This window comes from Salarchaeum japonicum (assembly GCF_020614395.1).
In the GTDB taxonomy this organism is placed as follows: Archaea; Halobacteriota; Halobacteria; order Halobacteriales; family Halobacteriaceae; genus Salarchaeum; species Salarchaeum japonicum.
The window spans coordinates 22361-43303 of record NZ_CP085325.1 but is presented as its reverse complement, the minus strand read 5'-3'; the positions used below and the strand labels follow the sequence as shown (position 1 = coordinate 43303).

The following is a 20943-nucleotide window of genomic DNA, read 5'->3' as shown; positions in this document are numbered from 1 at the left end:
CCCTATGACCGACCAGTACGCCGACTACGAAGTCCTCCGACCGCTCGGCGAAGCGACCCACGTTCCCGACGATCAACTCGCCAGTAGTAGTGGCGAGCCCCGGCGGCAACGCTCTGGTGGCGTCGACGCGGGCTATCCAGACGACCCGACAGAAGGTGAGACCGAGTGCGATTCCTGTGGAGCGTCGATCCCCGCTGGCCAGTCGAAGTGCCGGTTCTGTCTCACCAACCATCTCGAAGCAGCCGACGATCAGGACACATCGACTGATGAACAGACTCTCCTCCATATCATCCACATAGTCGTTGAGGCGTCGACGTTCTACGGCGCCGTCGCGAAGGGATCTGCTGCGGCCACCCTCCTCGCGAAGGGAGATGATGACCCAGTAGTCGATGACTGCAAGCTAATCTACGATCTCGACGAGGAACCGGCCCCACAGCTTGTCGATCAGTGGCCCTCGCTCCCCTCGGCGACACGAGTCACGTCTGAATGTGGTAATCAGCTGCTCGCGGCTGCTCGTGAGCGGACGGCGTGGACAGAGACGACGCAGCCCCGTCACGACGGCGAGCACACGACGTTTCTCTATGAGGAAACCGGGAGTGGGGTTCGCTCCGAAGATCGTCTTGTAAGCCTCCGTGAGGACGCAGACGACGACCTCTGGCTGGTGCCAGCGATTTCGCTCCAGGAATCCGTTGACAAAACTGATACCGAACAGTCACGACGCGAGCGCCCAAACAGAATTCACCTCGAGTGTCGGGAGTGTGGTCGGGAGACTAAGCATCGTTTTCGCGAATTCGAGGCGGTCCCCGATGACGAGTGGACCGGGCAGCCAATGTGGGGCTGTCAGCGGTGCGGCACGCCACGCTACGGGCCCGAACCCGAAGCCGGTCAGTAAAGACAACGTCAAATTAACCAACAATCCTGGTGTCGGCTCGGAGTTGTTGGTTAACAGAAGCCAGCTCGCGACCACCCGACGATACCACACCTGCTGACTGCCCGCCGGTGTTTTTCGGCGCCGAGAATTGGCGGAGGCGCACACATGGACCCACGAGACACCCCTGGCTATCGACTCCACCGCGCGCTTAGCAGCCTCTCCAGTATCGACGCCGACCAATTGGGGCCCGCTGATCGAGAGCGAATTAGCACCGCGACGACGCTCCTCGAGCAGGTGGATGTTCTCACCCAACCGAATACGACAGGGGACGGTGACGTCAACAGAGAATCCTGACAGCTCGACGCGTCGGCAGCTCAGCGTCCTGTGGCCGTCACAGCGTGAACGGTTGTTCGCCCCCTGAAGGGGTGCGGGGGCGCGAGACAGCTCCCGAGAACAATCCATGGCAATACTCCAAGCCGCAACGACATCGACCGGCGCGCTCGTAACAGACCCACAGGCAGTCCGCGAACTCTGTGAGAACCACTGCTTCGGGACGCTCAACTGGGAGGTGGACGACGACGGCGAACTGATCATCTGGGGCTACGACAGCTTCGAAGTGTACGAGGCTCGTGAGAACGGACTTCCTGACTACGACGGTGGCATCGTCACCCACGAGTTCCTCCGGTCGCTCGCGGAGTATCTCGAACCGAACGAAGAATTCGACATCCAGACAGCCGGATTTACCAAGTGCCGCTTCCCAGTCCTGGCCAAGCGGTACGTCGTTCGCGACGGCGAAGTCCTCCACGCGGACCTCAGTTCACCCGACCCGATCGACGAGTAGCTTTGTTCGTCCCCCGGGAGGGGTGCGGGGCGATCCAGTCGCGGTCGCCCCGTGAGGTGATTGCTCGATGGGTCACCGCGCACTCGTTGCGTACGAACGGACAGACGGACAGTACACGCTCCACTACTCTCATTGGGGTGCTGCGAATCTCAAGCTCAAACACCGAATATCGGCCGAAACACCGTTCGGTGGCGAAGACACCGACTCCAAGTGGGCGAAACAGCTGCTGGCGGAGTTAGCCGATGGCCTCGAGACAGATGCGGTCGACGGCTACCTCGCTGGCGAAGATCGGCCGTCGACGGTCGTGGAGCTGAAGCCCCGCGCCACCGGGCTCACGCTCGACGAGATCGTCGCGGACCATCTCGACTATCTCCACCACGAGGCGTTCTTCGTGGTGTCGACGACGTTCGAGGTGACCGCCTATCGGACGCTGTGGTTCGGCCTGCAGTACGATTCGGAGACAGTCGAACAGGGAGAGACGGTCGGGAACGGTGCGCTCGCGACGGTGCGTTGGTACGACGGCGAGCCGGTCGGCGACGGCCACCTGCAGGGCCAGTTCGCGGCCCTCAAAGACGTCATCGGCGATATGCTCGACAAGGGCGTCTTCACGCCGTCGACGGCGAGACAGTATCTGAAACGGAAGCTGGCCGAGCGAGTCGGAGACCGACAGGAGCTGCTCATTCCGACCGGAGAATCACCCTTCGAGACAGCGAGTCTCGGCAAGCCGTAACACCAATCCCTTAGTGGATATCGGGGGATGTCTAAGTATGTCAAATCAGTCTGAAGATGACGTTCGTGTTTGGCTTGTCGAACGGACGTACTCCGATGACGAGCAGAACCTGATCATCCTCACCTACGCAACACCCGATGGAGAACAGTACTATCGGAAGGAACGCGCACTCACGTCCTTCACCGACGTCCGAGATACGACAGCAGCAGTCGATGCTGAACCCGGCAATCTTGGCATGGTCGATGACCCCGACCTCCAGGAGCAATACGCGGCCGAAGCACAGCGAATGCAGGAAGTTCACGACCCTGACGACGTAATCTGAGATCTACTGGTCGATAACGCTGCAGGCCATGGGTTATGTCGTAGCAGGCCTTAGACGGGGTATGCGCGAACTCGTCTTCGCTCTCGAATACGAGCCCGGCTGCAACAGGGTGGCGGACGCCCTCGCCGACCACCCCGACGCTCGCGTTCGCTCGCTCTCGCTGCACGCCACTGCCGAGCGTCTCTGGCGGGTCGACCATGCCACCGGTACGCCTGAGGCGCTCAACGCCATCGAGGACGCCTTTCTCAACGGCGACTACTACGCTGACTGTCTCGCCACCGAGGACTGCAACGCCACACAGACCACCCGCGTCCTCGACCGCACGGACAACGCGCTCATCCTCTACTCAGATTGGGAGCGCACTCCGACCTGCGCCTCAGTCCCCCACATCGCTCGCGACCACCTCGGCGACGGCGTGCTGTTCGAGACTCGTCACGAGGGCCGCCACTACACGTGGCGACTCATCCACTCCGGCGATGGCGACGTGGCGGCGTTCTTCGACGCTCTCAAAGTCGCCGTCGGGGAGTGCGCCCAGATGGAGATGCTCCGCACAGCGGACACAACATCAGCTAGGGGAAGCGACGGAACACCAAGTGGATTGCCTCCAGCCCAAGAGGCTGCTCTCCAGGCCGCCGTCGAACACGGCTACTACGAATCACCCCGCGAGGTCGATGTTGGAGAACTCGCAGAGCATCTCGACGTGCCACGGTCAACACTCACCTACCGACTCCGTCGGGCGGAAGAACATTTGGCGAAGCAACATGTCGCCGGCGAGCGGGTAGCGGAAGAACGGCTGGCATCCCACTGAGGGCCGTAGTTGGAATATTCCAACAAAGACATATCGAACTCCCGCTCCTACCGTGACGTGATGACAGAGAATCCGGACGCAGCAGGAGGAACGAGCGGCGGCGGACAGCGACGTGAGCTGACCGCCCGCCTCGCCGTTCCCGAGATGGACTGTCCCTCTTGCGCCCAAAAGGTGAACAAGAGCCTCCAGCGTGTCGACGGCATTACTGACGTCACGCTCCAGCCGACCACCGGCACAGCCAACGTCACGTACGACCCTGATCGGACTAGCGAAGCCGACGTCGTCAAGGCGATTGAAGGCGCCGGCTACGAGGTCGTCGGGGGCTCGGACGCCGAGGGCGATGATGAGGACAACCAGGCGGCCGATGGCGTCGACATCGCACCACCATCGGAGGTCTGGACGAGTCCTCGCGCGAAGAAGACGTGGCTCGGCGCGGCGTTCCTCACCGTCGGGCTCCTCTTCGAGTTCTTCCTCGCAGGACAGAACATCGCCATCGCAAGTGTCCTCGAGTACCCGCTCCACATCGCAGATGTCCTGTTCCTCGGCGCCGTCGCGGCCAGTGGCATCCCGGTCGTCCGTAGCGGGTACTACTCCGCGAAGAACCGGAGTCTGGACATCGACCTGCTAATGGGGACGGCCATCATCGCCGCGACCGGTATCGGCTACTTCGTCGAGGCGGCGACGCTGGCCGTCCTATTCAGCATCGCCGAGCTGCTCGAGGACTATGCGATGGACAGGGCACGGGACTCCCTGCGCGAGCTGATGGAACTCTCGCCCGACGAGGCGACCGTCCTTCGCGATGGTGAGGAAGTCACGGTGCCCGCCGAGGAGGTGGAGGTGGGCGAGACCGTGGTTGTTCGCCCCGGTGACAAGATTCCGCTCGACGGGACGGTCATCGAAGGCGAGAGTGCAGTCGACCAGTCGCCGATCACGGGCGAGAGCGTCCCCGTCGACAAGGCTGCCGGCGACGAAGTGTACGCGGGCAGCATCAACGAGGAAGGATACCTCGAGTTCGAGGCCACTTCGGCCGCCTCGGAGTCGACGCTCTCGCAGATCATCGAGATGGTGCAGGGCGCACAGGCGAAGAAGACCGAGTCCGAGCAGTTCGTCGACCAGTTCGCCGGCTACTACACACCCCTCGTCGTCGTGCTGGCAATCCTGACCGCCGCTATCCCGCCGCTGGTTATCGCTGATCCGGTGTCGGTGGACCTAGCCGGTTACGGGTTCACCTTCGCGGGCGACTGGCAGGCGTGGTTCATTCGGGGGCTTACTCTGCTGGTGATCGCCTGCCCGTGTGCGTTTGTCATCTCGACCCCAGTCTCCGTGGTGTCGGGGATCACCAGTGCCGCGAAGAACGGTGTCCTCATCAAAGGCGGCAACCACCTCGAAGCGATGGGCGAGGTGGACGCCATCGCCCTCGACAAGACTGGTACCCTCACCAAGGGCGAACTCGCGGTCACGGACGTCGTAGCGCTTGGCGGTACGAACGACGAGACGGTACTCCAGCACGCGGCTGCACTCGAGCAGCGAAGCGAACACCCAATCGCCGAGGCGATACTCGAACGCGCCGAAAAGGATGCCGGCGATGACGTGCCGAGTATCGAGAAATTCGAGAGCATCACCGGAAAGGGGATCAGCGCAGACATCGACGGCGAGACGTACTATGCAGGCAAGCCCGCCCTCTTCGAGGAGTTGGGTTTCGACCTGTCGCACGCCCACCTCCGTGCCGACGGCGGCGCAGTCGCCGAAGTGGCCCACGAGCAGTGCGAACGCGAGGACTGTGCCGACCTCGAGGACGGCGCGATCTCGCGGTTCGAGAATGAGGGGAAGACGGTCGTCCTCGTCGGCACGGATACCGAATTGATCGGCATTATCGCCATTGCCGACGAGGTGCGGCCGGCCGCCGAACGGGCGGTCGCACGGCTGCACGAACTCGGCGTCGCGCACGTCGTGATGCTGACCGGCGACAACGAGGGGACGGCCCGTGCGATCGCCGAACAGGTCGGCGTCGACGAGTATCGCGCAGAACTATTGCCCGACGAGAAGGTCGATGCCGTGGAGGCGTTACAGGCGGAGTACGGCGACGTGGCGATGGTCGGCGACGGCATCAACGACGCGCCCGCGCTGGCGACCGCTGAGGTCGGCATCGCGATGGGCGCGGCCGGAACGGACACCGCAATCGAGACCGCCGACATCGCGCTGATGGGCGACGACATCAGCAAGCTGCCGTATCTCTACGGGCTGTCGCACACGGCGAACGGCGTGATCCGCCAGAACATCTGGTCGAGCCTCGGCGTGAAGGCCCTGCTTGCACTCGGCGTCCCGCTGGGACTGGTGAGCGTCGCGGTCGCGGTCATCGTCGGCGACATGGGGATGAGCCTCGGCGTCACCGGGAACGCGATGCGGTTGTCACGAATCGCGCCTGAACGCATGGACAGTAAGACTGGCCAAGAAACGGGTGCCTGAACCCATGAACACTGGCGAGGAAGGCAGTGCCACCTTATGCAGAACTGTACCACTCGTCGAACGCGAGAGCAACGAGCTCTCTGAACCCCTTCGGGCAGGTCCAACTGCTCGAATCCCGTCTCCCGAGAACGGGGACAAGAATAACCGTTACTCCGTTTGAAGTATTCCACAATAATGAACCCCTTCAATGCGATCCGCGAGTTCGAAGCCGATGGAACGACCTACAAGATGGCCGACCTCACCGTCCTCGAAGAGGAAGGCCTCTGTGAACTTGATAAACTCCCGGTTAGCATCCGTGTCATGCTCGAATCCGTCCTCCGAAACGCCGATGGGGAGGACATTACCGAGGACGACATCCGTGACCTCGCTGGCTGGCAACCGGACGTTTCCGACGCCGACATTCCGTTCCAGCCGTCCCGGGTCATCCTCCAGGACCTCACAGGCGTCCCTGCCGTCGTAGACCTCGCGGCGCTCCGGTCGGCCGTCGACCGCAAGGACCGCGACCCAACTCTCGTCGAACCCGAGGTGCCCATCGACCTCGTGATCGACCACAGCGTCCAAGTGGACTACTTCGGTAGCGAGGACGCCTACGAGAAGAACGTCGAACTGGAGTACGAGCGCAACAGCGAACGGTACCGGGCACTGAAGTGGGCGCAAAACGCCTTCGACGACTTCAGCGTCGTCCCACCTGGAACGGGAATTGTTCACCAGGTGAACCTAGAGTATCTCGGGCAGGTCGTCCACGAACGCGAGCAGAACGGCGAGAACTGGCTGCTTCCGGACACGCTCGTCGGCACGGACAGTCACACGCCGATGATCGGCGGCATCGGCGTCGTCGGCTGGGGCGTCGGTGGCATCGAGGCCGAAGCCGCGATGCTCGGCCAGCCCATCACGATGAACCTCCCCGAAGTCGTCGGCGTCAAACTTACGGGTGAACTCCCCGAGGGTGCGACAGCGACCGACCTCGTACTGCACGTCACCGAACTGCTCCGGGACGTCGGCGTCGTCGACCGATTCGTCGAGTTCTACGGCCCCGCCGTGGAGACGCTGACCGTCCCTGACCGGGCGACCATCGCCAATATGGCCCCCGAGCAGGGCTCGACCATCAGCATGTTCCCCGTCGACGAGGCCACCCTCGACTACCTCGAACTGACGGGCCGCGACGAGAAACACATCGAACTCGTCCGGAACTACCTGGACGCCCAGGGGCTGTTCGGTGAGCAGAACCCCGAGTACACCGAGACAGTCGAACTGGACCTCTCGACCGTGACGCCGAGTCTCGCCGGCCCCAAGAAACCCCAGTCCCGCGTCGAGATGGGTGACATGCGAACCCACTTCCGGGAATTACTCCACGGCGAGTTCGAAGAAGCCCTCGATGAAATCGATGAGGAGGCGCTGGCCCGGTGGCTCGGAGAGGGCGGCAACACCCAGGCCGAGTTGACCGGAGAACCAACCGACGCCGAACGAACTGACGGCGGCGTTCAACAAGCGGGCGACACTGAAAAACAGAATCTGGGACCCCTCACGAAGCGCGCTACAGTGAACCTCGACGGCAACGAAATCGAGATCGGGCACGGGAGCGTCGTCGTTAGCGCCATCACCAGCTGTACGAACACGTCAAATCCGTCCGTGATGCTGGCAGCCGGGCTCCTGGCGAAGAACGCCGTCGAGCGCGGCCTCGACGTCCCGGACTACGTCAAGACCAGCCTCGCACCCGGCAGCCGCGTCGTCACCCAGTACCTCGAAGCATCGGGACTCTTGCCGTACCTCGAAGACCTGGGTTACAACGTCGTGGGCTACGGCTGTACGACCTGCATCGGAAACGCAGGGCCACTCCCCGAACCGATTGAGACCGCGATCGACGAACACGACCTCTGGACGACGAGCGTACTCTCCGGGAATCGGAACTTCGAGGCACGCATCCATCCAAAAGTGCGGGCGAACTACCTCGCCAGCCCACCGCTGGTGGTGGCATACGGGCTGGCCGGTCGGATGGACATCGATCTGGAGCACGACCCGCTGGGGTACGACGAGGACGGCAACCCGGTCTATCTGTCGGACCTCTGGCCGGACAGCGACGAGATCCACGAAGCCGTCCACGACTTCGTCGACCCGTCGATGTTCGAGGAGAAGTACGCCTCCGTGTTCGAGGGCGACGAACGATGGGAGGCGTTGGATGCGCCGACTGGCGAGGTCTACGAGTGGGACGAGGACTCGACGTACATCCGGGAACCGCCGTTTTTCAAGGACTTCCCACTGGAGAAACCTAGCGTCTCCAACGTCGAGGATGCACGGTGTCTGTTGACACTGGGTGATACGGTGACGACCGACCACATCAGCCCCGCAGGACCGTTCGGCTCGGACCTCCCCGCCGGGCAGTGGCTGATGGACCACGGTGTCGAGCCTCACGAGTTCAACACGTACGGTGCCCGCCGGGGCAACCACGAGGTGATGATGCGGGGGACGTTCGCCAACGTCCGCATCGAGAACCAGATGCTCGACGACGTCGAAGGCGGCTACACGATTCACCAGCCGACGGACGAGCAGACGACCGTGTTCGAGGCCAGCCAGCGCTACCACGAGGAGGGGACGCCCCTCGTCGTGATGGCGGGCGAGGAGTTCGGAACCGGCTCGAGTCGTGACTGGGCGGCGAAGGGAACCGACCTCCTCGGCGTTCGCGCAACCATCGCCGAGAGCTACGAGCGCATCTACCGGGACAATCTCGTCGGGATGGGCGTGCTGCCGTTGCAGTTCCAGGACGGCGACTCGTGTGAAGCGCTCGGACTAGACGGGTCAGAAGTCTTCGCTATCTACGGGTTGGACGACGGGCTGGAGCCGATGGCCGAGTTGACGGTGACTGCGGAGCGGTCGGACGGGTCGTCGGTCGAGTTCCCGGTGACGGCCCAGGTCGGGACGCCCGCCGGTGTGCGATATGTTGAACACGGCGGTATCCTGCACTACGTGCTTCGGCAACTTCTGACCGACTCGTGACGCGTTCCGGGTGAAATCGCGTAGGATCGACTGCTTTCAGGTATCTGGTTTTGTATTTGGAACTACTTAGAATCGAAAACAGCAGTACTGTGTTGAGGAGAAGTCCGATTTGGTTGCGATCCTCATTTCATTCCAAACACATTCAGCCGTAAAAGTTCCCTTCTGTTCTAATCAATCACACACCCAATATAGCTCAAGCCACTCATACTACGTTCAGCCATTCACACAGCCTCAGATGCCAATCATCAGTTATGAGTTCTCATGAGAGCCGTGTTTGTTATTGCACCGGCGATGGGTGCCGGCGCAGCAGGAGCGAGCGAGCAATCACTCCCGATGCGTCGGCGTTTCGAGGTGTTCGAGATGCATATGGTGATTTACGCACTGGTAGAGGCATCGACGCACGACGACGCGCTGGTCACCGGAAAGACGGTGTTCGATCGCCTGGTCGGCGCGGACCCACATGCCGGCGCCGTCTTCGACTACTATGTGACCTTCGACGAGGAGGACACGTCCGTTGCGGGGAAGGCGCGATGGGGAGATCTCCCGACCGCGGTGCCCGTCGACTCCGATGACGGCCAAGACCTGCTTGAGCGTGGCTGGGAGGCGACGAAAGAGGAGTTCGATCGGAATCTCGAACGGGTGAGGGAAGCACTTGACGAACTCTCCGATGAGGAGATCATGCGCGACGAAGATCTCGCTCGGCACGCGTTCCACCAGGTCGGTGCCTACGACGGGCCAACAATCTTCCTGTACAACGAATATGGGAACGGTATCCGTCACCGTGAGCAGCTGGATCGAGTGCTGGAGGAGAGCGAGGAGCTCTGGATCGTGCCCGCCGACGTCCACTTCTAACAGATGTCCCGGATCACAAATTGGAAGCGCGAGAGCCGCACGCCCACACTCGCATACCGGAATACGGAGACCGGCGCTCGGGCTGTCTTACACCGAGCCCCGGGCTCGTACCGCTACAAGTGGCGTGGCGTAATCCTCGTCGACGGCTACCCGGTGTGGTCGCGGGGGTACGAGACGAAGGATGCGAAATCGTTCCGTGACGATCTCCGGAAACGGCCAGCGCCCGAACTGAGTTGTCCCGAGTGTCCGAACAGCGATGTAGCAATCGGTGGGAAAACGGCTGACGGCGCGAAGGTTCAGCGCTGGTTCGAGTGTCGGAGCTGTGGGTACGAAGCATCCTCGAGAATCGTGTACGGCGCCGAGCGCTGATTGATTGGTGCGGGTCTACGGTGACGTTTATTTTGGGCCGGAATGGGTGGCCCGTCTCAATCGGGCCAGATCCACAGATGAGTCTGGAAGTCATCGACCGCCACAGAGAAGCACTATTCGAGTTCCTCTGGTGTCCCGTCTGCGGGCACGAGATATTCAGTCACATTCCCTTCGAGGGAGTGTTCTGCAAGAACTGCAACACGCAGGTCATCCTCCGGGAATCCAGAGAAGACCGTGGCTACGAGGAGGCCGTACTCGCGTGCTTCGACACCGACTCGACGTGGAACCTTCACGTCGACGAGAAGCTCCGTCGTGATCTGCCTGACGGCTCGGCACGGGTGAAGATCCTCGGCGCACCAGGTGCCTACAAGGTCGACTGGTGGAGTCCAGCACCCGGTGATGACTGGCAGCCGGTCGAACGAGGCGAGTTCGACGATGTCGACGAACCAGCCGATATCTCCCATCTCGCGTAGGGGCAAGCAGTCCCTGGGACTGTTTTTCACCCCCTGAGGGGTGCGGGGGTGCTCGAACGAGTAGCTCCCGAACAGACCGATGAGTAGACCTAGCGACACACACTCGATTGAACAGACACGCCCAGCGAGCGACTGCGACATCGCCTACGTCGGATATCGGCAGAGCGGGCAGGCTATCGTTGAGAAACGTCCCGGCCAAGAACGGCTCACACCAGAGCGGAGTCTCGCGCTGGTGAATCACAGTCCCTCGGGATTCGAATGGGGATATGGTGGTAGTGGTCCGGCACAACTCGCGCTCGCACTCCTCCTCGACTACACGGGAGACGAGGCGTTCGCCCTCGACCACTACCAGGAGTTCAAAACCGAGGTCGTGAGCCAACTGGACTGTGCTGGGTCTGCTGGAAGCTGGCGACTCACCGGGCCCGAGATCGACGCAGTCCTTCACGAAACACCCGGCGAGCCAGCCGCACCGTCCATCTAAATACCAATCACCGAAAGTAACCCATGTCAGAACATACCCAACCATCTCGTACGGATGGCGAATCGGCTGAATCGAGCGAACAGACGACACGAACGGAGTACGTCGAACGCAGTGACGTCGGCGTCTCCCTCACCATAAAGCTCAAGCGTGGAACCGGTACCAGAGATCAGGACGAGGTAATCGCGAAAGCGAAAGGCAAGACCCTCGAAGACGCTCGCGAGGACATGGAAACCCTCAGAGAATACATCCACGATCTCGCAGAGGACGCTCGCCAAATCCAACCCGAAGAAGACGGGTAACGACGAGGGCCGTTTTTTGTCGCCTCAGCAGTGGCGGAGGCGATTATCAGTGAGCAATCCAGACGGTCAAACAACAGACACAAGCGATCTTTCGCCAGAACAACGGCTCGAGCCCCCGAATACGCGACTCATCAACGCTGGTATCGTGACGATCAACGATATGGAGACGCTGCGAGCCTGCGTCGCCTACGAGAACGCGAATCAGCAACGGGTCCAAATCCTCCGCCGGCTTGAACAGCGGGCCAGCGAACTCCGCGCACAAGACGATTGACCCAACGCCCGGAGGTGTCTGTCGGAGCCTCGGTGGGTGGAGGCTCAATCCAGATGAGCGATCGACCAGAGATCGAGATTCAACGACAGACCGCATTCGGTGACGATGGTCAACTCGAAGTAACCGAAACAAGCGTCGAGACCTCGCTTGAGGACTTCGGCGCTGACGTGGATCATCGTGACCGGGATTCGCGTCTTGATCACCCCGAGGCGAGTGAGTTCGGCGTCGACGATCGACCCGAAGTTGAGCAAACATCCGAGGGAGATCAGTCAACACTCTTCGCTGATACGGACGAGGATCAGCAGACCCTCACTGGCGACGATGCAGCCGCTCGCTGTCTCTTCGAAGAATAGACTTGCCTCTATCGATTGATTGTCTGATGAATTGTTGTAGTCTGGACTATAATAGTCTGAATTCTAATTTTGAAGCGACGCTGAGGGGCTAATAGCCGGTGGTAGTTTTTCGACCCCCAGCAGGGTGCGGGGAATCCGAACGCCCGCATGCAACCGATGGAGATGAATTCGACTACCGACCCACGAGCAGTCGTACAGGATGCGAGTGAGCGATGGCAGGCGAGTGCAGACTGCGTTGAGTACGTCGGAATGCGTGTCGACGGAACGCCAGTGGTCCTGAACCTCACCGCACACGAACGCCTCTCCCCAAATCGAAGTCTCGGTCTCGTGCGGCATAGCCCGGCGGAATTCGACTGGGGCTATACGGGAAGCGGACCGGCACAGCTCGCCTGTGTGCTCCTCCTCGATTACACCGACAACGAAACTGTCGCCCAGCAACACTACATCCAGTTCCGCAACGACGTGGTCAGTCAGCTGGTGTGTGATGGCCCGGCCGACTGCTGGCACCTCACCGGGGAGGATATCGAGGCGGCACTCGCCGAATTCGAAGAGTACCGAGCACTCACGCCAGATGGTGGGGCGCCGTCATCGTCACTGCCGGCGAATTGGAGTGCGGTGAGCCGGACAGATCGGACAGTCTTCCAACGTCGAGATATCGACCACTACGTCGTCCGCGCCAAAGGGAGCGAAGAGTGGTTGATCATACTTTGTGCGCAGGGGGACCGGGCGTATCCCGCCCCGCTTGACCATCGAACACTTCCGGTCGAGAACGACCCTGTCTCTGCCGTTCAGGCACTCGTCGCTGAGAGTAACGACCTCGTCGAGCCAGAGGAGGCCAACTGATGGAGAAATTCCGACTTTCGCGAGCAACGTACCAGCTCATCGAACGCGCTGTCACGGCGCTGGAGTGCATCGGCCGAGAACTCAAGCGATACAACGACCGGCACGAGCGAACAGCTGGGAAAGACACAGACGAGACGAATCCCGGCGAATCATGACTGGCGAAGCGACGCTTGATGACTTCGAGAGCGAGACATCATCCGGAGAGTCCGGCTCGCTCTCACTGGAAGAGCGACTCCTCACCCCGATCTCGCCGTCAGTGGGACTTCGGCTGATTCCCGGTCGTGGTGATCCGCTCTATCTCCAGAACCGGGGCACTGAGCGGTATCTGTTCCGCGACGAGCACAACCGATGGTTCATCCTTCAACCCTCGGCGAAGGACTCAGAAGAGGCGTTCGTCCGCTGGGTGTATCTCCCAGCAGACCGGCCCGAACGGCTGGCACAGTCGGCGCTTCGTCGACGGACAGTGATCGGCTATGATTACGTTCAGCGGTCGGCCGCACCAGATCCAGTCAGATCGACGGTGACGGCGATGTTCGTCACGGAACCGTGGTCCGACACCGCCTACGAGTGTGGGTCGTGTGAGGCGCTGTTCGACACGGCACAAGAGCACGCCCTGCACTGCTGGGACGCACATCCGTGGGTGCCGAATCCTGAACAGGTGCGCCGTCGACGCCACGCCGACGAGTGAATTGAAGAGCCGAAGCCAGGTGTCGAGACCGTCCAGATGTTTAACCAACAGTACTGGATTCGTGGGCGGGGCGTTGGTTAAGAGTGGTTGTTTTTGCGCCCGTGAGAGGGGCGCAGGGCGCGTGATGAGAGCGCCGTCGCGAGCGACGAATTCGATTTCGAGGTGACTGCAATGAAAGACCCAGAATCCAGAACCGTGTTCGCTGGCGTCGACGGACGAACCGATACAGAACTACCCGACTGGTACCGCCGGAAGAAAACGGTCGACGAACCGAAGTCCTTCGCCGAGACGATTCGTGACCTCCCGCAGGCCGTCGAGACGACAGTCGCATACCGGAATCCCTACTCCGACGAGTGGGTCGAAACGGAGCGCTTCAACGCCCTGGTCGAGCCGACAAGAGCGCGCGACCACGCGACAGACGGCGAGCCCGACGCAGACCCACTATTTCACGTCCCCACGGACAGTTACGCGATCATCAACCCGGTGGATGTGTACAGGCCCTTGGAAGAGGTCCTTCGCGAGGAGACCATCGACGGGTCGCCGCTCGGGAACGTGATGTTCGGCGAGATCCGGCGCTACCGGGGCGGCGGCGAGGTCCATATGGACGTGATGTTCGACGGCCTCGAAGTCCGGCTGCCCGGGCGGTCAGACCCGATCACGATGGGCGTGACCTCCGGCTACGACTTCTTCGGTGAGCACGCCGTCTACGTCGAGGGATTCGCTCAGGACGGGTACTGCTCGAATTCGATGCGCTCGCTCACCGACAAGGAAGTCATCAAGCACGTCGGGGACGTTCGGGACTTCCGGACCTGGTGGGAGGAGATTCTCGCCCAGGTCGAACTCGTCGCCGACGACCTCTTCGAATTCATCCGAGATGCGCAGGAGATCGATCTCGAGTTCTCCGAGCTCCCGTTCACCGTCACCGAGTTTTACAGCCTGCTGGGATTCCCGGACTATCTCGCAGAGCGTGCTGCCGAGGATGCCGAGGCGAACGCTGCGTCGCCGTTCGAGATCGATATGTGGACGCTGCACTCCGGCGCGACGTACGCGCTCACTCACTTCTTCCAGGGCAAGGAGGGTGCGTCGCTGGACGGCTACGTCCGCACGGCCAACGACATCCTGTTCAACCCCGAGGGTACCATCGAGCGCGTCGAGCGAGCCTACGAGGAGCAGCTCGAGGCGGACGGCGACGACGGGTCGCAGGCGTCGCTCGCCGGCGAGCGTGCGCTCGCGAGCATCGAGCGCGTCAGCGATGATCTACAGGAGAAGGTCGACCAGTTCGAGGAGCGTGAAGATGCGCTGCGTGAGCGGTTCCAAGAGGCGATGGGCTGATTGTCGGAGCGGCGTTCACTGAAACTGTCCTCAAACAGCCGTTTACGTGAGCGGTTCCGGTTCCTCGTTATATTCGACGACTAATTCGACATCATCAGGACCGAATTCATCGCGTTCCGCTTCCAGCGTATCAAGAGCGTCTTTAACCGGGAAGAAATCCGGCTTCTCGAGTGCATCTTCTGTGGCCCAAGCGTATCGAATCGTTTGCTCCGAATCGATGAGGAACACGGCACGCTGTGGAACGCGCTCGTGGTTCTCCCATTCGTCATAACAGACATCATATGACTCGGCAACCCGCCCGGAACTATCACTAAGTAACGGGAAATTGATGCCGTATTCCTCGGCGAATGCTCGGTGGGCGTAGACGCTGTCCCCAGAAATTGCCCAGACATCGAGCGCCGGCGTCAGCTGAAACCACTCTGCATCGCGGATCGCACACAGTTCGTTTGTACAAACAGGACTGAAATCAAATGGGTAAAAAACTAGCAACGCAGCCCGATCATCCGCAGTTGTCTCATCCAAGCTGTACTCGGTTTGTTCTCCGTCACGGAGACCTGGAAGAGTGAATGACGGTGCAGACGCTCCCTCGTTTATCATGCGTCACAGTAGCACACGAAGAAAGGATAGTCTTGGGGCTAACACCCCCACCTGAATGGAGTAGCCTCAAATGTGGGATGAAATTCACTGGAATCCGTACGTCAGGAGTTCGCCGTCGCCCACTCAAGAAGGGGTTCTAATCTCGAACGAATCTCATCCCCTTCGTCAGTTAGCGCGTATTCGACGCGTGGCGGAATTTCGTTGTACTGCGTCCGTGAGACGATCCCTGCCTCCTCGAATTCGTCGAGGCGTTTCGAGATTGTCGACGTGCTCGCTGTAGGGAGGTGCGCCTCGATCTCCGCGAACCGCAGCGAATCGTGTGCGCCGATGATACTGACGAGTTGCATCGCGTATTTTCGGCTCAACGTGTCGATAACTCCTGTGAGCGGACAATAGCACGTCCCCTCAACATCGCACGTTGGCGCCGGTGAAGTAGTATCTGCCATAGCTTCGTGGCCTCCAACCTACTCTATAGCTTCGGACTCTGGAGTATAAGAACTTCCCGTCGTAAAGTTTCGGTATAGATGACTCACACATCCGACTATGATCTCGTGATTCTCGGCGGTGGCGCCGCAGCTTTCGCCGCGATCACTGAAGCGAGCCGACGGGACCTCTCGACGGCGATGGTGAACACCGGCTTGCCCATCGGCGGAACCTGCGTGAACGTCGGCTGTGTCCCGAGTAAGCATCTGCTTGCCGTCGCCGAGAGCGGCGCTGCAGCGTCGGAGAATCCCTTCGACGCCGTTCGATACCCTGAGGAACCGACTGTCGACTGGGCCGACGCACTCGACGGGACCGACGACCTCGTCGAGGGATTCCGGCGGGAGAATTACGTCGATGTCGCCGAGCACTTCGAGACCGACATCTACGAGGGGTACGGCCAGCTGGTCGACGACACAACCATCGAGGTCGTCGACGGCGCCGACGAGGGCGCGCGCATTACTGGAGAGAAGGCGCTCGTCGCGACTGGCAGTTCACCGTGGGCGCCGCCCATCGACGGCCTCGAGGAGGTCGATTACTACACGAGCGAAACCATCCTCGAGGAGCGCGACCTCCCCGAGAGTATCCTAATGCTCGGTGGTGGGTACATCGCGCTGGAGTGGGGCCAGATCCTCCACCGTGTCGGCGTCGACGTGACGATTCTCCAGCGCTCCGAGCGCGTCCTCTCGGACATGGAAGGCCAACTTGGTCGCGAGATGCAGCGTGCATTCGATGAGGAAGGCATCGAGATACTCACCGATAACGACTTCCGGCGCGTCCGCAGGCCAGCAGCTGACGGCGGCGCCGAAGCGATCCAGTCGGGCGTCGCCGTCGAAACAACCGTCGACGGCACTGAGCGAACGGTCACCGGCGACGCGCTGTTCGTCGCGACCGGGGTCCAGCCCAACAGCGAGGAGATCAGTCTCGAAACGGTAGGGGTCGAAACGAACCCCGATGGAACGATTCGTGTCGACGAGTACTTCCAGACGACGAATCCCGACATCTACGCGGCGGGCGACGTGATCGGCGAGCCCGAACTGGAGACGGTCGCCGCCAAGGAGGGCAATCACGCCGTCAAGAATGCCTTCGGCAACGAGGGCGTCAGCATCGACTACGATGCAGTCCCCGCAGTCGTGTTCACCAGCCCCGAAGTCGCCGCCGTCGGGACGACCGAACTCGAGTATATGGACGAGCACGGCACCTGTTCGTGCCGGACCGTCCAGATGGCGGACGTGCCGCGGGCGAAAGCCGTGAAGAATACTGACGGCCTCGTCCAGGTCGTCAAACACCACGAGACCGACGAAATCGTCGGTGTCCACATGGTCGGGCCGCGTGCCGCCGACATGATTATGGAAGCCACGCTGGCTGTGAGGTTCGGACTGACCGTCGACGACATCATCGATACTGTCCACCCGTTCCCGACGTTCTCCGAGGCGTTCAAGCAGGCCTGTCAGGCGTTCCGTCGGGATACGTCCAAAATGAGCTGCTGTATCGAGTGAGGTCAGTCGTCGGTCGAGAACACGTCCTCGAGCGTGCCGCTCTCGCCCAGTTCGATGAGGGCACGGTTCAAAAGTTCGCGAACGATGAACTCCTCGTAGTGCTGGGTATCGCAGTATTCACAGGGTTTCATCTCGCGGGCGACCGCCTCGATCTCAGTACCGTGGTCCGCGTACAACGTCTCGATGAGGGATGTCAGCTCCTCGGATGCGGTGGACTGCGCCCCTGCAAGGGTTTCGTCGGCACCCTCCGGGAGCTCGTACGAGAAGACTCGCGTGTTCGACTTGTAGTACTTCCGCGTCCCCCCACCAGCTTCCTCGAGACGGGCGATCTCAACCATCCCCGCGTCCTTCAGGACATTCACGTGGTGGCGGACCGTTGTTTCCGCCTTCTCCTCGCCGCGACGATGCAGTTCGTCGTGAATCTCCTCGATCGTCAGTTCATCGGTCGCGAGCATATCGAGGATCTTCGCCCGGACGTCGTTCTCCAGCGCCTTCGCTTTTTCCGGGTCTGTCGTCACGACTTCGCGGATCGGCACATCAGATTCGAGGAGCGCCATTCTTGTGAGGAGATAGGCGAACAACGACAGTAAGAGTAACGCCACTCTCCCGACATCGGTATTAGGACTTTGATACCGCTATAATTATTGTCGTAATGATTTTCCGCGTCGCGCGATAACCACCACTCACGATGGGAACGACACACGAACAATTCAACGTCGGGGGAATGTCCTGCTCGTTCTGTGCCGAGAGCATCGAGAAGGCCTACGCCCGGACCGACGGCGTCGAGGACGTCGACGTGAGTCTCGCCCACGAGGAGGTACTCGTCCAGTACGACGATGACCGCCTGAGCGAGGTGGCGGTGAAGGACACACTCCGGGACCTCGGCTACACCATCCGAGATCCGGACAAGGCAAAACGATACGAGCAGCAGCAGGCCGAACTCACCGACGGGAAGCGGCGTCTCCTCATCGCTGGCGGCGCATCTCTCGTTGTCGCAGCCCTGATGGGGTGGATGATTCTCGTAATGGGACGCTTCGAGTCGGCATCGCTCGCGATGGACCTGGTGACGCTGGGGCTAGCGCTCGGGACGATGTTCGGTCCCGGGCGCTACATCAAACAGAAGGCGTTCCAGAGCCTTCGTCGGAGGATCTTCAACCAGCACGTCCTCCTAGAAGCGGGCGCCTTCGCCGGGCTCCTCGGGGGGTTACTCGGCCTGTTTGTCTTCCCGAGCTTCCCGACCGTCCACTTCTTCGCCGTCGCCGTGTTCATCACCACCTACCACATCCTCTCGGAGTACACCAGCCTCATCGTCCGCACGCGGGCTTCCCAAGCCGTCCAAGGCCTTCTCGACCTCCAGCCCGACACGGCACGCCGCGTCAGTGATGACGGTGACGTCGAGGAAGTCCCCCTCGACGACCTCAACGTCGGCGACTACGTCCGGGTCAAGCCTGGCGAGAACATCCCCGTCGATGGGATGGTCGTCGAGGGAGAGTCCACGGTCGACGAGTCGGTTGCCACCGGTGAGTCCATCCCCGAGGAGAAAACGGTCGGCGACACGGTGATCGGTGGCAGCGTCAACGAGACCGGGACGCTGCTTATCGAGGTGACTGCAACCGGGGAGGACGCGTTCCTGAATCAGGTGGCACGCGAGATCGAGGAGGCGCGGGCGATGAAACCCGGCATTATCCAGCTCGCCGACCGCGTCCTCAAGTACTTCGTCCCAGGCGTCTTGACGATTGCCGCGCTCTCGTTCCTCTTCTGGGTGGTCGCACCGCTCGCGTGGGGGGCAGACCCCAATGTCCAGCGAGGGGCGTTCGCAGCGCTGGCGGTCCTCGTCCTCGGCTATCCGTGTGCGCTTGGGATGGCAACACCGCTCGCCCTGATTCGGGGTGGCGGGAAGGCAGCGAACCGTGGCATCTTGATGCGCTCCGGCGACGCCTTCCAGATTTTCCCCGACGTCGACCACATCGTGCTGGACAAGACCGGCACGATCACCGTCGGCGAACCCGCCGTCAGTGCGGTCGTCGGGTTCAACGCCGACGAGGAAGACGTACTCGCGACGGCGGCCAGCGCGGAGGCCTTCTCCGAACACCCGCTCGCCGATGCGATCCTCGAGTTCGCTGACGAGCGAGATGTCGAGTACGCGGATCCCGACGTCTTTGACTCGGTGACCGGCAAGGGCGTCCGAGCGATCGTCGGCAGCGACGACGTGTTGGTCGGGAAACCCGGATGGCTCAGCGATGAGGGGATTGACCTTTCGAAGAGGAGCGACGATATTGAGCGACTTCAGGGCCGCGGCCTCACCGTTGCCGGAGTTGTTCGTCACGGTGACCTACTCGGCCTGATCGGCATCGGTGACGAAATCAAAGCAGACGCCGCCGAGACCATCCGGCGGATTCGCGACGCCGGCATTACGCCCGTGATGATCACCGGGGACAACGAGCGCACCGCGAACGCGGTCGCCGAGGAGGTCAGTATCGACCGCGTCATGGCCGACGTGTTGCCCGACGAGAAACGCGAGGAGATCGGTCGCCTGCAGGAAGCCGGCCACCGCGTGGCGATGGTCGGCGACGGCATCAACGACGCGCCGGCACTCACACAGGCGGACATCGGCATCGCCATCGGCGCCGGGACCGACATCGCCATCGAATCGGCGGACATCGTCCTGATGGGTGACCGGCTCGGCGGCGTGATGGACGCCTATGAGATCGGGAACGAGAGCTATCGAAAGACTCGCCAGAATCTCGTGACGGCCTTTGCGTTCAACGGCATCGGCGTCGCCGCCGCGACCACGGGGCTCGTTCACCCGGTGTTCGCGATGCTTGCGATGGTGTTGTCCGTCTCGGCCGTCCTCGCCAACAGCTTCGCTGGTCAGCTCCTCTCCGGTGAGGGTGTCAACACCGAATTCGCTCTCAAAGAACGCACCGACGGCGAGCGTGGAGACGGCCGAGTGACAGCCGATTAAGCCTTTACGTCATAGCCAGCCTGTTCGATTGCCGCGTTCACGTCGTCGTCTGAGACTCCATCCTTGAGGACGACGTCGACCGTGTCAGCGTCGTGGTCGGCCTCGACCCGATTTACACCATCGAGGTTTCGCAGGGCGGTCTCCACGTTCTGTTCGCACCCGTTGCACGACATCCCGATGACGGCGATCGTCTTTCGCTCCATACGGGCCTGTAAACACTCGCGGGGGATGACCATTACGGTAACTGTTGTATCGGTTTTATCTCTATTAGAGGCGGGGCGTCATCGTCCGGAGAGTTGTTTGTGTCGGCCCCAAAGGGGTGGAGGCTCTTCGAGAGGAGGGGACCACTGACGACGAAGAGTAAGTCCTGTCCTTAACCAACAATCCCCGCATAAGTTTCCCTGTTGTTGGT

General features: G+C 61.4%; 25 protein-coding genes. 21 read left to right on the top strand and 4 right to left on the bottom strand.

What is annotated here, in order from left to right:
• Window positions 1-4: 4 nt before the first annotated feature.
• From LI334_RS12545 to LI334_RS12455, 19 genes are all read left to right on the top strand, one after another.
• Complete coding sequence (locus LI334_RS12545; protein WP_144800169.1) at window positions 5-892, top strand: biosurfactant protein 1; 888 nt, start codon at window positions 5-7, stop codon at window positions 890-892.
• A 144-nt stretch (window positions 893-1036) separates the two neighbouring features.
• Window positions 1037-1225, top strand: a complete 189-nt coding sequence (locus LI334_RS12540) for a hypothetical protein (RefSeq protein ID WP_144800168.1) — start codon at window positions 1037-1039, stop codon at window positions 1223-1225.
• A 106-nt stretch (window positions 1226-1331) separates the two neighbouring features.
• On the top strand, window positions 1332-1712 hold the full coding sequence (locus LI334_RS12535; protein ID WP_144800167.1) for a hypothetical protein: 381 nt from the start codon (window positions 1332-1334) through the stop codon (window positions 1710-1712).
• 67 nt (window positions 1713-1779) lie between these two features.
• Complete coding sequence (locus LI334_RS12530; RefSeq protein WP_144800166.1) at window positions 1780-2442, top strand: DUF6735 family protein; 663 nt, start codon at window positions 1780-1782, stop codon at window positions 2440-2442.
• 37 nt (window positions 2443-2479) lie between these two features.
• Window positions 2480-2764 (top strand): hypothetical protein, encoded by a 285-nt coding sequence (locus LI334_RS12525; protein ID WP_006183450.1) that lies wholly within the window; start codon window positions 2480-2482, stop codon window positions 2762-2764.
• Between the two features lie 61 nt (window positions 2765-2825).
• The gene (locus tag LI334_RS12520) at window positions 2826-3572 is read left to right on the top strand and encodes a helix-turn-helix domain-containing protein (protein ID WP_227262447.1); all 747 of its coding nucleotides are present in this window, start codon (window positions 2826-2828) and stop codon (window positions 3570-3572) included.
• 60 nt (window positions 3573-3632) lie between these two features.
• Complete coding sequence (locus LI334_RS12515) at window positions 3633-6038, top strand: heavy metal translocating P-type ATPase (protein WP_092635702.1); 2406 nt, start codon at window positions 3633-3635, stop codon at window positions 6036-6038.
• Window positions 6039-6212: 174 nt separating this feature from the next.
• A complete protein-coding gene (locus LI334_RS12510) occupies window positions 6213-9029 on the top strand; it encodes an aconitate hydratase (RefSeq protein ID WP_227262446.1) in 2817 nt (938 codons plus the stop codon).
• A 360-nt stretch (window positions 9030-9389) separates the two neighbouring features.
• Window positions 9390-9881, top strand: a complete 492-nt coding sequence (locus LI334_RS12505; protein ID WP_227262462.1) for a hypothetical protein — start codon at window positions 9390-9392, stop codon at window positions 9879-9881.
• Between the two features lie 3 nt (window positions 9882-9884).
• Window positions 9885-10250, top strand: a complete 366-nt coding sequence (locus LI334_RS12500) for a DUF7568 family protein (RefSeq protein WP_227262444.1) — start codon at window positions 9885-9887, stop codon at window positions 10248-10250.
• Window positions 10251-10327: 77 nt separating this feature from the next.
• Window positions 10328-10723 carry a DUF7567 family protein gene (locus LI334_RS12495; RefSeq protein WP_165896100.1) on the top strand — a complete coding sequence of 132 codons (396 nt, stop codon included), beginning with the start codon at window positions 10328-10330 and terminating at the stop codon, window positions 10721-10723.
• Between the two features lie 79 nt (window positions 10724-10802).
• Complete coding sequence (locus tag LI334_RS12490; RefSeq protein WP_227262443.1) at window positions 10803-11204, top strand: DUF6166 domain-containing protein; 402 nt, start codon at window positions 10803-10805, stop codon at window positions 11202-11204.
• Window positions 11205-11227: 23 nt separating this feature from the next.
• Window positions 11228-11503, top strand: a complete 276-nt coding sequence (locus tag LI334_RS12485; RefSeq protein ID WP_227262442.1) for a DUF7389 domain-containing protein — start codon at window positions 11228-11230, stop codon at window positions 11501-11503.
• Window positions 11504-11552: 49 nt separating this feature from the next.
• Window positions 11553-11774, top strand: a complete 222-nt coding sequence (locus LI334_RS12480) for a hypothetical protein (RefSeq protein WP_227262441.1) — start codon at window positions 11553-11555, stop codon at window positions 11772-11774.
• 53 nt (window positions 11775-11827) lie between these two features.
• Window positions 11828-12127, top strand: a complete 300-nt coding sequence (locus tag LI334_RS12475) for a hypothetical protein (RefSeq protein ID WP_227262440.1) — start codon at window positions 11828-11830, stop codon at window positions 12125-12127.
• A 156-nt stretch (window positions 12128-12283) separates the two neighbouring features.
• Window positions 12284-12970 carry a DUF6166 domain-containing protein gene (locus tag LI334_RS12470; RefSeq protein ID WP_128904728.1) on the top strand — a complete coding sequence of 229 codons (687 nt, stop codon included), beginning with the start codon at window positions 12284-12286 and terminating at the stop codon, window positions 12968-12970.
• Window positions 12970-13125 (top strand): hypothetical protein, encoded by a 156-nt coding sequence (locus LI334_RS12465; RefSeq protein ID WP_198530094.1) that lies wholly within the window; start codon window positions 12970-12972, stop codon window positions 13123-13125. Before LI334_RS12470 ends, LI334_RS12465 begins: the two co-directional genes overlap by 1 nt.
• Window positions 13122-13658, top strand: coding sequence for a hypothetical protein (locus tag LI334_RS12460; RefSeq protein ID WP_128904653.1), 537 nt, complete (start codon window positions 13122-13124; stop codon window positions 13656-13658). The genes LI334_RS12465 and LI334_RS12460 overlap by 4 nt, the downstream gene beginning before the upstream one ends.
• Window positions 13659-13829: 171 nt before the next feature.
• Window positions 13830-14990: a hypothetical protein gene (locus LI334_RS12455; protein WP_128904654.1), complete on the top strand. Its 1161-nt coding sequence runs from the start codon at window positions 13830-13832 to the stop codon at window positions 14988-14990.
• A 42-nt stretch (window positions 14991-15032) separates the two neighbouring features.
• On the opposite strand, the gene LI334_RS12450 is transcribed toward LI334_RS12455, so the two are convergent.
• Entirely contained in the window at window positions 15033-15587 is a 555-nt protein-coding gene (locus tag LI334_RS12450; RefSeq protein WP_128904655.1) for a peroxiredoxin, read from the bottom strand.
• A gap of 101 nt (window positions 15588-15688) precedes the next feature.
• Window positions 15689-16033: a winged helix-turn-helix transcriptional regulator gene (locus LI334_RS12445; protein ID WP_128904656.1), complete on the bottom strand. Its 345-nt coding sequence runs from the start codon at window positions 16031-16033 to the stop codon at window positions 15689-15691.
• Between the two features lie 78 nt (window positions 16034-16111).
• Here LI334_RS12445 and merA point away from each other — a divergent pair, with 78 nt between their 5' ends.
• The gene (gene merA / locus LI334_RS12440) at window positions 16112-17566 is read left to right on the top strand and encodes a mercury(II) reductase (protein WP_134671652.1); all 1455 of its coding nucleotides are present in this window, start codon (window positions 16112-16114) and stop codon (window positions 17564-17566) included.
• Between the two features lie 2 nt (window positions 17567-17568).
• Here the strand turns inward: merA and LI334_RS12435 are convergent, their stop codons facing one another.
• Complete coding sequence (locus LI334_RS12435; RefSeq protein WP_128904658.1) at window positions 17569-18123, bottom strand: ArsR/SmtB family transcription factor; 555 nt, start codon at window positions 18121-18123, stop codon at window positions 17569-17571.
• Between the two features lie 131 nt (window positions 18124-18254).
• Between LI334_RS12435 and LI334_RS12430 the strand changes: the two genes are divergently transcribed.
• A complete protein-coding gene (locus LI334_RS12430) occupies window positions 18255-20531 on the top strand; it encodes a heavy metal translocating P-type ATPase (protein WP_128904659.1) in 2277 nt (758 codons plus the stop codon).
• On the opposite strand, the gene LI334_RS12425 is transcribed toward LI334_RS12430, so the two are convergent.
• Window positions 20528-20734, bottom strand: a complete 207-nt coding sequence (locus tag LI334_RS12425; RefSeq protein WP_128904660.1) for a heavy-metal-associated domain-containing protein — start codon at window positions 20732-20734, stop codon at window positions 20528-20530. The two genes, LI334_RS12430 and LI334_RS12425, sit on opposite strands and share 4 nt — an antisense overlap.
• Window positions 20735-20943 lie beyond the last annotated feature (209 nt).

Bases quoted from the DNA above. Each gene is read 5' to 3' on its own strand.
- LI334_RS12530 (WP_144800166.1), top strand. From the start codon at position 1,780: ATGGGTCACCGCGCACTCGTTGCGTACGAACGGACAGACGGACAGTAC.
- LI334_RS12525 (WP_006183450.1), top strand. From the start codon at position 2,480: ATGTCAAATCAGTCTGAAGATGACGTTCGTGTTTGGCTTGTCGAACGG.
- LI334_RS12475 (WP_227262440.1), top strand. From the start codon at position 11,828: ATGAGCGATCGACCAGAGATCGAGATTCAACGACAGACCGCATTCGGT.
- LI334_RS12540 (WP_144800168.1), top strand. From the start codon at position 1,037: ATGGACCCACGAGACACCCCTGGCTATCGACTCCACCGCGCGCTTAGC.
- LI334_RS12465 (WP_198530094.1), top strand. From the start codon at position 12,970: ATGGAGAAATTCCGACTTTCGCGAGCAACGTACCAGCTCATCGAACGC.
- LI334_RS12535 (WP_144800167.1), top strand. From the start codon at position 1,332: ATGGCAATACTCCAAGCCGCAACGACATCGACCGGCGCGCTCGTAACA.
- LI334_RS12435 (WP_128904658.1), bottom strand. From the start codon at position 18,123: ATGGCGCTCCTCGAATCTGATGTGCCGATCCGCGAAGTCGTGACGACA.
- LI334_RS12425 (WP_128904660.1), bottom strand. From the start codon at position 20,734: ATGGAGCGAAAGACGATCGCCGTCATCGGGATGTCGTGCAACGGGTGC.
- LI334_RS12505 (WP_227262462.1), top strand. From the start codon at position 9,390: ATGCATATGGTGATTTACGCACTGGTAGAGGCATCGACGCACGACGAC.
- LI334_RS12485 (WP_227262442.1), top strand. From the start codon at position 11,228: ATGTCAGAACATACCCAACCATCTCGTACGGATGGCGAATCGGCTGAA.
- LI334_RS12515 (WP_092635702.1), top strand. From the start codon at position 3,633: ATGACAGAGAATCCGGACGCAGCAGGAGGAACGAGCGGCGGCGGACAG.
- LI334_RS12490 (WP_227262443.1), top strand. From the start codon at position 10,803: ATGAGTAGACCTAGCGACACACACTCGATTGAACAGACACGCCCAGCG.
- LI334_RS12510 (WP_227262446.1), top strand. From the start codon at position 6,213: ATGAACCCCTTCAATGCGATCCGCGAGTTCGAAGCCGATGGAACGACC.
- LI334_RS12470 (WP_128904728.1), top strand. From the start codon at position 12,284: ATGGAGATGAATTCGACTACCGACCCACGAGCAGTCGTACAGGATGCG.
- LI334_RS12500 (WP_227262444.1), top strand. From the start codon at position 9,885: ATGTCCCGGATCACAAATTGGAAGCGCGAGAGCCGCACGCCCACACTC.
- LI334_RS12430 (WP_128904659.1), top strand. From the start codon at position 18,255: ATGGGAACGACACACGAACAATTCAACGTCGGGGGAATGTCCTGCTCG.
- LI334_RS12445 (WP_128904656.1), bottom strand. From the start codon at position 16,033: ATGGCAGATACTACTTCACCGGCGCCAACGTGCGATGTTGAGGGGACG.
- merA (WP_134671652.1), top strand. From the start codon at position 16,112: ATGACTCACACATCCGACTATGATCTCGTGATTCTCGGCGGTGGCGCC.
- LI334_RS12520 (WP_227262447.1), top strand. From the start codon at position 2,826: ATGCGCGAACTCGTCTTCGCTCTCGAATACGAGCCCGGCTGCAACAGG.
- LI334_RS12450 (WP_128904655.1), bottom strand. From the start codon at position 15,587: ATGATAAACGAGGGAGCGTCTGCACCGTCATTCACTCTTCCAGGTCTC.
- LI334_RS12455 (WP_128904654.1), top strand. From the start codon at position 13,830: ATGAAAGACCCAGAATCCAGAACCGTGTTCGCTGGCGTCGACGGACGA.
- LI334_RS12545 (WP_144800169.1), top strand. From the start codon at position 5: ATGACCGACCAGTACGCCGACTACGAAGTCCTCCGACCGCTCGGCGAA.
- LI334_RS12495 (WP_165896100.1), top strand. From the start codon at position 10,328: ATGAGTCTGGAAGTCATCGACCGCCACAGAGAAGCACTATTCGAGTTC.
- LI334_RS12460 (WP_128904653.1), top strand. From the start codon at position 13,122: ATGACTGGCGAAGCGACGCTTGATGACTTCGAGAGCGAGACATCATCC.